Source organism: Terrimonas ginsenosidimutans (assembly GCF_022012415.1).
Taxonomy (GTDB): domain Bacteria; phylum Bacteroidota; class Bacteroidia; order Chitinophagales; family Chitinophagaceae; genus Terrimonas_A; species Terrimonas_A ginsenosidimutans.
Map to the genome: position 1 here is coordinate 1 of NZ_JAKLTR010000042.1, position 6139 is coordinate 6139.

10 protein-coding genes are annotated in these 6139 nt (G+C 43.9%); 7 read left to right on the plus strand and 3 right to left on the minus strand.

Annotated features, from left to right (window positions below):
- Together LZZ85_RS28085 and LZZ85_RS28090 are read left to right on the plus strand one after the other, a co-directional pair.
- The coding region (locus LZZ85_RS28085; protein WP_237877449.1) for an RHS repeat-associated core domain-containing protein at nt 1-865 on the plus strand (865 nt) is incomplete at its 5' end.
- Between the two features lie 12 nt (nt 866-877).
- The gene (locus LZZ85_RS28090) at nt 878-1324 is read left to right on the plus strand and encodes a hypothetical protein (protein ID WP_237877451.1); all 447 of its coding nucleotides are present in this window, start codon (nt 878-880) and stop codon (nt 1322-1324) included.
- Here the strand turns inward: LZZ85_RS28090 and LZZ85_RS28095 are convergent.
- Nucleotides 1304-1702, minus strand: a complete 399-nt coding sequence (locus LZZ85_RS28095; RefSeq protein ID WP_237877453.1) for a DUF3592 domain-containing protein — start codon at nt 1700-1702, stop codon at nt 1304-1306. The genes LZZ85_RS28090 and LZZ85_RS28095 overlap by 21 nt on opposite strands.
- Nucleotides 1703-1750: 48 nt before the next feature.
- The gene (locus tag LZZ85_RS28100) at nt 1751-2083 is read right to left on the minus strand and encodes a helix-turn-helix domain-containing protein (RefSeq protein ID WP_237877455.1); all 333 of its coding nucleotides are present in this window, start codon (nt 2081-2083) and stop codon (nt 1751-1753) included.
- Here LZZ85_RS28100 and LZZ85_RS28910 point away from each other — a divergent pair.
- The 5 genes from LZZ85_RS28910 (at nt 2066) to LZZ85_RS28120 (ending at nt 5893) form a co-directional block, all read left to right on the plus strand.
- Nucleotides 2066-2818 (plus strand): tyrosine-type recombinase/integrase, encoded by a 753-nt coding sequence (locus tag LZZ85_RS28910; protein ID WP_255724385.1) that lies wholly within the window; start codon nt 2066-2068, stop codon nt 2816-2818. The two genes, LZZ85_RS28100 and LZZ85_RS28910, sit on opposite strands and share 18 nt — an antisense overlap.
- Nucleotides 2737-3021 carry a tyrosine-type recombinase/integrase gene (locus LZZ85_RS28915; RefSeq protein ID WP_255724386.1) on the plus strand — a complete coding sequence of 95 codons (285 nt, stop codon included), beginning with the start codon at nt 2737-2739 and terminating at the stop codon, nt 3019-3021. Before LZZ85_RS28910 ends, LZZ85_RS28915 begins: the two co-directional genes overlap by 82 nt.
- A 30-nt stretch (nt 3022-3051) precedes the next feature.
- The gene (locus tag LZZ85_RS28110; protein WP_237877458.1) at nt 3052-3912 is read left to right on the plus strand and encodes a tyrosine-type recombinase/integrase; all 861 of its coding nucleotides are present in this window, start codon (nt 3052-3054) and stop codon (nt 3910-3912) included.
- Nucleotides 3913-4849: 937 nt separating this feature from the next.
- Entirely contained in the window at nt 4850-5611 is a 762-nt protein-coding gene (locus LZZ85_RS28115) for a colicin E3/pyocin S6 family cytotoxin (protein WP_349291759.1), read from the plus strand.
- Between the two features lie 18 nt (nt 5612-5629).
- Complete coding sequence (locus LZZ85_RS28120; protein ID WP_237877462.1) at nt 5630-5893, plus strand: DUF7683 domain-containing protein; 264 nt, start codon at nt 5630-5632, stop codon at nt 5891-5893.
- A 34-nt stretch (nt 5894-5927) separates the two neighbouring features.
- Here the strand turns inward: LZZ85_RS28120 and LZZ85_RS28125 are convergent.
- A partial coding sequence (locus LZZ85_RS28125) for a hypothetical protein (RefSeq protein WP_237877465.1) occupies nt 5928-6139 on the minus strand: 212 nt, incomplete at its 5' end.

Sequence of the window (6139 nt, forward strand, 5' to 3'; positions counted from 1 at the left end):
TGGACTTACCATGGCAGGGATATCGAGCAAGGCATTATCGTTCGGAGAGCCTGAGAATAAGAATGAAAAGTTCCAGGGGCAACCACTGGATGATGATTTGGGACTGAACTGGTATGGCTTTAAATATCGCAATCATGATCCTCAAATAGGAAGGTTTATACAGATAGATCCGCTTGCTAATGATTATGTATATAACTCGCCATATGCGTTTTCAGAAAATCAGGTCACTCGGCATATTGAATTGGAGGGGTTGGAGAAGTTAGATTCTAATGATCCACGCGTGAGGGCCATGATGAGTTCCGGTACTCAGAAGCAAATGGAATCATTTAACAAAAATGCGCCTCAAGCCGTTGAGGTAACTTTGTCAATAGGGCCGGGCTTAGGATTTTCGGCTCAAATCCCGGGAGGTAAGTTAAAGGCAGGGATTGGCGGGCCGCAGGTATCTGTTACTACAAATTTGGGTGGAGAAACTACTGCTGAAGGAAATCTTGCTAGTATGGGCGTTAAGGCAGAAGTCGGGGTTGTTGGTTGGAAGGCTGGTATGATTGCAGTGGATGCTCAGGTAAAGGATGGTAATTTAGTCATTAATCCATTTAATGGAGGAGCAGATTTCAGCTTTTCTGCATCAAAGAAGATAGAAGATAAAGGATCTAAAACATCAGGTGAGGCAACTGTAAGTGGTATGGATCCTGCAGTTAGTGTTGGTGCACATATAATGGCCGTTGGAGTTGAGGTTAAAGCTAACTTGGTAGCAGCAGGTAATGCGGTTGCGAATTTCTTTGGTGCTATTGGAGAATACGGCAAGGCGTTAGCACAAGATGCTACCAAACTTTTTGGAGGGAAAAGTCCGGAAGGGCCTAAATAAAAAACGAATAAAATGAGAGCGATACTGGTAGTATTTATTTTGATTGGTATTGGGTGCAGTTCTCAGTCAACTAAGAATAATATTGATAAGACTGCATTACCTTTAATAGAAACATTTTTTAAAGGCATTCAGGCAAAGAGGCCTTCAGTTGCACTAGACGAATTGTTAAAAAATAATCCCCATATAAGTTTGGAGGACTCTTCTACTTTGTTTCTTAAAAGAAGTTTTGTTTCGGTTAATGAAATGTCAGGCACATACAAAGGGTTCCGGGTATTGAAGAAGCGGTTTATTGAAGAAGATATAGGTATATACAGTTGTTTGGCTAAGTATGAGAAGAAGTTTTATCGATTTATTTTTATGTTCTACAATAATGGTGATACTATAAGGCTTTATAAGTTCCTTTTTGATGAAGATATAGACGAGGAGCTAGAAGGGTCTTTAAAGTTTTACACGAATTAATAAATATACTCCCAGTGTTGTGGTTAATAAGCCGATTATTAGAAAGAGGAGAAGTATAAATCTGATTGTTTTTGAATCGAGGGTAAACTCTTTTGGAGAGTTTTGATCATAGATAACTGTAACTTTCTGGCCCTTTTTATAGAAGCCAGGGAGTGTGCCAATGTTAGCAGTTTCTGTGATCCACTCTTGAGTTAGGGTTGTAAAACGGATTATAGGATAGCTGAAATTGAAAGACGAATCCGCTTCCTTTAATACATCGTATACAACGCCTTCTGTTGTTATTCCTGTTTTTTTAAGCTTATTATGCTTGCGCAATGTCTTGATAGCTATAAAAAGGAATACAAGACCTATAATTAATGGGATTATATTTTCTATCATAGAAGTTTTTAAGCGTGAATGTTTTAAAACCTTTATGGGCTTTTTATTTTAAATGGTATAAGCTTTTTTAGCTTTTCTGTCTCTTAGAAAAGCATCGAGTATCTCGAGCACGGTAGCCTTATCGTGTTCGTTGAGTTTTTGTATATCCTGCAAGCGATTGAGTGTTCTGCTGCCTATCTCCACGCTGGTCTTTCCGACCAGGTAATCCAATGATACTTCAAGGGCATCAGCGATTTTGGAAGCCACTTCAATGGAAGGCTTTACTTCATCACGTTCATACTTGCCGATGATATCGCCGGAGGTACCGACGAGTTTGCCGAGGTCAGCTTGGGAAAGGCTCTTGCGCTTACGCAGGGTGGTGATATGTTCGCCGAAAGTCATATTTATCGTTTAAAAGCCAGATATAAGAAGGCGTTTGTAAAGTTAGGTGATATTTTATGGGAAACAGAAAAGAAAAGCTGCAAAAGTGCAGAGTACCTCTTATTGTCTGAACAGTTCAACCAGTGGTTAGTGTTATTGGGTTACTCGCCTTTAAGCACCCCTGCATTACTGTTAGCGGTTACAGACTTTTTACAGTACCAGGAGCAGCAGCAAAAGACAATCCTGCAACAACTAGAGGCGGTCGATGCCAACCACTTTATACAAACTACCATTGGTCGGGGTTGTGGCAGTGGTCATGTCAATAAACAGATACAGGCGTTAAAGCTGTTCAGCCGTTACCTGCGCGAAAGTGGTCAGAGCGGTATCGGGTTCCACCTGGAGAGAATGGATGGCGGGAGAGCAAACCCAACCTGGTTAACGAAGCAGGAAATCCAATCTTTATACGAAGTAACGGGAGACAGTGTGTTAGGAATCAGAGATCGCGCGATGTTAGCGGTGTTCTATGGTTGCGGGTTGCGGTTGAATGAAGGAACCAGTTTGGAGCTGAAAGATATCGACCGGAATAACAAAAGAATCCATGTGCGCAAAGGCAAGCATTATAAAGACGCATCGTGCCACTGGCCGGCAAGAACTTTACAGAACTCTGCTTTTACATGGACTACGGTCGGCCGCAGTTGTTACAGGACGGTCATCATAGTTATCTCTTTGTGGATGCGAACAAAGGCCGGCCAATGAACAAACAAAGTCTGTATGTGCGCATCATGGGACTGGCGAAGAAAGCGAAACTGCACAAGAAAGTGGGTACACATACACTGCGTCATTCTATTGCTACACACTTATTACAATCAGGCATGAAGCTGGAGCGGATCCAGCAGTTCCTGGGTCACGGCGATCTTGACAGTACACAAATTTATACTCACCTGGCTGCCCAAGCCTGAAGGGAAGGCAGCCTTTTAAAATCAATCTATATGATATTTACCAATTACCTGCAGCAAAAAGGATACAGCCAAGCAACCGTATCCGCTTATGAAAAATACATTGCGCGGTTCACCGGCTATGTGGAGAAATATAATATCGATGAGGCAGCAATGAACTATCATCACCTGTTCGGGTTCCTTCGTTATTGTAATCAGCAACAACTGACCAAACGAACGATCCATGACCTGACCGGTGTGATCCGTCATTACTTTACTTATCTGATCGCTGATGGCAGGAGAGCAGATAATCCGGCCGTAGGTGTGTTCATCAAAGGACTGGTAAGAAAGCTTCCGAGCAATCTTTTAACCATGGCAGAAATGGAAGAGCTGTATCAGCAGTACAGCTTGCAGTTAAATGTTGATGCCGGAAAGAAGAGCATGTTAGGGCTGATGATCTGGCAGGGCTTAACGGTGGCGGAGATCATGCGGCTGAAGATCGATGACATTAAACTGAAAGAAGGAAAGGTCTTTATCAAAGGAACGGCCAGAACCAATGAACGGACACTGGAGCTGAAAGCTGCTCAGTTGCCGGTGTTGCAATCTTATCTGAAAGACAATCGCTATCGAACAGGAAATGTTTTTTATATGCCCAAGCGCAGCGATGTGAGCGAGAACAACGTTGCCAATCGTATTAAACACATGTTCGAACAGTTGAAGAAACTGAATCCGCGAATCATCAACGCGAAACAGATCCGCAGCAGTGTGATCACAGAATGGCTGAAGAAAGATAATTTGCGACAGGTGCAATACATGGCCGGACATAAGTACGTGAGCTCGACAGAACGCTATCAACTTAGCGGACTTGAAGACCTGCAGAATGAATTACAGCACCATCATCCGATGAAGGAATAACGTATCGCTTAACTGGTCTTGAACAGATCCTGTAGCAGTTACCTTCGACAGGAAATAAGGTGTTCGGTCTCGGTCGGCAAGCAAGCCTCGCGCCAGCCCGGTGCCAGGCCACGAGCTTTTTTATTAAGAATGTTAGCCGTTGCCTGTCACCGCCCTCCGCTGCGCTGCGGGTGCTCCGCTGCGCTACGCAGGCTGTCACAGGTCTTGCGTTGCCTCCCTCGCCTTCACTCCGGCCGCTCCTCTGTCTGCAGCGCCATCACCGCTGGTGTCTTATAGAAGCAAGTGTACTCAGTTCGACCGCGTTGCTGTGGCTGCATCCAGGCGGCCTCCACCGCGCGACCGCCACCTGCCGGCGTCAGCAGCCTTTAGCATATTATACGCCTGCGCTGCGCTCCGGCTCATTAATAAGGTGCCAGGGGCCTCTGCTGTGCCTGCGTGCTTGCCCGCCTTTTTGGGGCGGGCTTCGCACTCCCGGCCCAGCGCTGCCTTCCGTATGGCGGGTGGTGGCGACGGCCAGCCTTCCTTCTCTACGCTGCGGTCGTCGTGCCTCCTCCCTTGCTTCGTTCATGCAGGCTGTTCCCGCCAATAGCGGGGCAGGCTCTGCCAACTTACAGCAGGAACAATCATAAACCATCGCCAAACCTGCCGCAGCCGCCGGAATAATCGTTCAACTTGTTATTGTACTATGGAGGCTTTGGCTTGCAAAAAAAACTTGTTTGATTGCCCCGGGAAGTATCGTTCTGATCGATAGCTCAAGCGGGCAATCAACTAAATTTTTTTCGCCGTCGTGCATCCCGCAAACAGACGGCATGAGTTGCAGCAATGAATTTACTTTTTTCTTTCAATTGAAAATAAAAGCTATTACTTTTAGGGCTGTAGCAGTTCTTTGAGTGAAGCACCCAAACCGGTTCCCCAAAAATGAAAGGGGAGTTAAAAAGTGGTTGGCGGTTATTATCCGTTCGGGTTGACGATGGCAGGGATATCGAGTAAGGCATTGTCGTTCGGAGGGCCTGAGAATAAGAAGAAGTATCAGCAGTATGAGTTCAACAGCGATTTTAATATTAATTTGTACGAATCCTTCTATCGTACGCATGATCCACAAATAGGAAGATTTTTACAAATAGATCCCAAAGTAGATAGCATGTATGCGTGGAGTTCTTATACGGCGATGCTTAATAATCCAATTAAATTTGTGGATATATTAGGTGATGTTGCAGATACGACTAAGCCTGATGGTAACTACTTCCCGGCACCTAAAACGCTTCCTGGCTTCCATGATGCAAGTAAAAGGCAGTATAATCCTGAAAGCGGACGACAAAGATGGAAGCTTCCCGATGGATCAATATTAGAATGGGATAAGCAGCATGGAGAAGTGGAAAAGTATGATAAGAATGGAAAGAAGCATCAGGGCTCTTATGACCCTGAAACCGGGGAGCAGATTAAAGATCCCGTACCGGGAAGAACAACTCCTAAATTTAATCCTCTTCCGGATAACTCGAATCCTTTTTCATTGGATAAGCTATTATATCCTCAAAATAATATGCCACTATCTCCGTCACCGCCGCAAGCTACCGGATCATTTAATAATGGAGAGACTGCCGTTAAAGCAGGGGTGATAGTAGTGACAGTTTATGTTATTTGGAAATTAATTGGCGTAGCCGCTACGATTGGCACTGGTGGAGCTGCGGCCCGGTATTAGCATTATAAAACAAATACTATGTTACCAAAAGTTGAAAGATGGATTGAAACATACGATAAGGGAAGCAGAGATTCTATACATGAGATTAATGTAGATATAATACCATTTGAAAAATTAAAAGAGATCGTTCCTCCAAAGAGTGATGATCCTCTGTTGTATGACGGTTATATTCTTGATGCAAACCAGATAGAGCAGTTGAACTTTTTCATTGAGCAGAAAATCCTCCCTGATTTTTCTAAATATTATTATGTGTTAGATTGTGCAAGTGTAAAAGAATCGTAACAATAAAGCCCGGTGCGTGCCGGGCTTTTACTTTTTACAATGCTGCGATGTTTTTATTAAAGAAGTCCTTGAACTTTTTATTGGTGAGCATTTTATCAATGAGCTTGAAGATCGTTTGCTTATCGTCTTCGTCTAACTGCTGTATCAACCGCATCTGCTCAACAGCGGTCTTATCTTCAATCATCACTTCCTTTGGCATCCTGCCATCATAGTTAATGATCTGATCAGTAGTCAGGTTAAAGAGCT

What these genes read in the sequence shown, in the direction of transcription:
- LZZ85_RS28120 (WP_237877462.1), top strand. Translation starts at nt 5,630, where the DNA reads ATGTTACCAAAAGTTGAAAGATGGATTGAAACATACGATAAGGGAAGC.
- LZZ85_RS28095 (WP_237877453.1), bottom strand. Translation starts at nt 1,702, where the DNA reads ATGATAGAAAATATAATCCCATTAATTATAGGTCTTGTATTCCTTTTT.
- LZZ85_RS28110 (WP_237877458.1), top strand. Translation starts at nt 3,052, where the DNA reads ATGATATTTACCAATTACCTGCAGCAAAAAGGATACAGCCAAGCAACC.
- LZZ85_RS28090 (WP_237877451.1), top strand. Translation starts at nt 878, where the DNA reads ATGAGAGCGATACTGGTAGTATTTATTTTGATTGGTATTGGGTGCAGT.
- LZZ85_RS28910 (WP_255724385.1), top strand. Translation starts at nt 2,066, where the DNA reads ATGTTCGCCGAAAGTCATATTTATCGTTTAAAAGCCAGATATAAGAAG.
- LZZ85_RS28100 (WP_237877455.1), bottom strand. Translation starts at nt 2,083, where the DNA reads ATGACTTTCGGCGAACATATCACCACCCTGCGTAAGCGCAAGAGCCTT.
- LZZ85_RS28915 (WP_255724386.1), top strand. Translation starts at nt 2,737, where the DNA reads ATGGACTACGGTCGGCCGCAGTTGTTACAGGACGGTCATCATAGTTAT.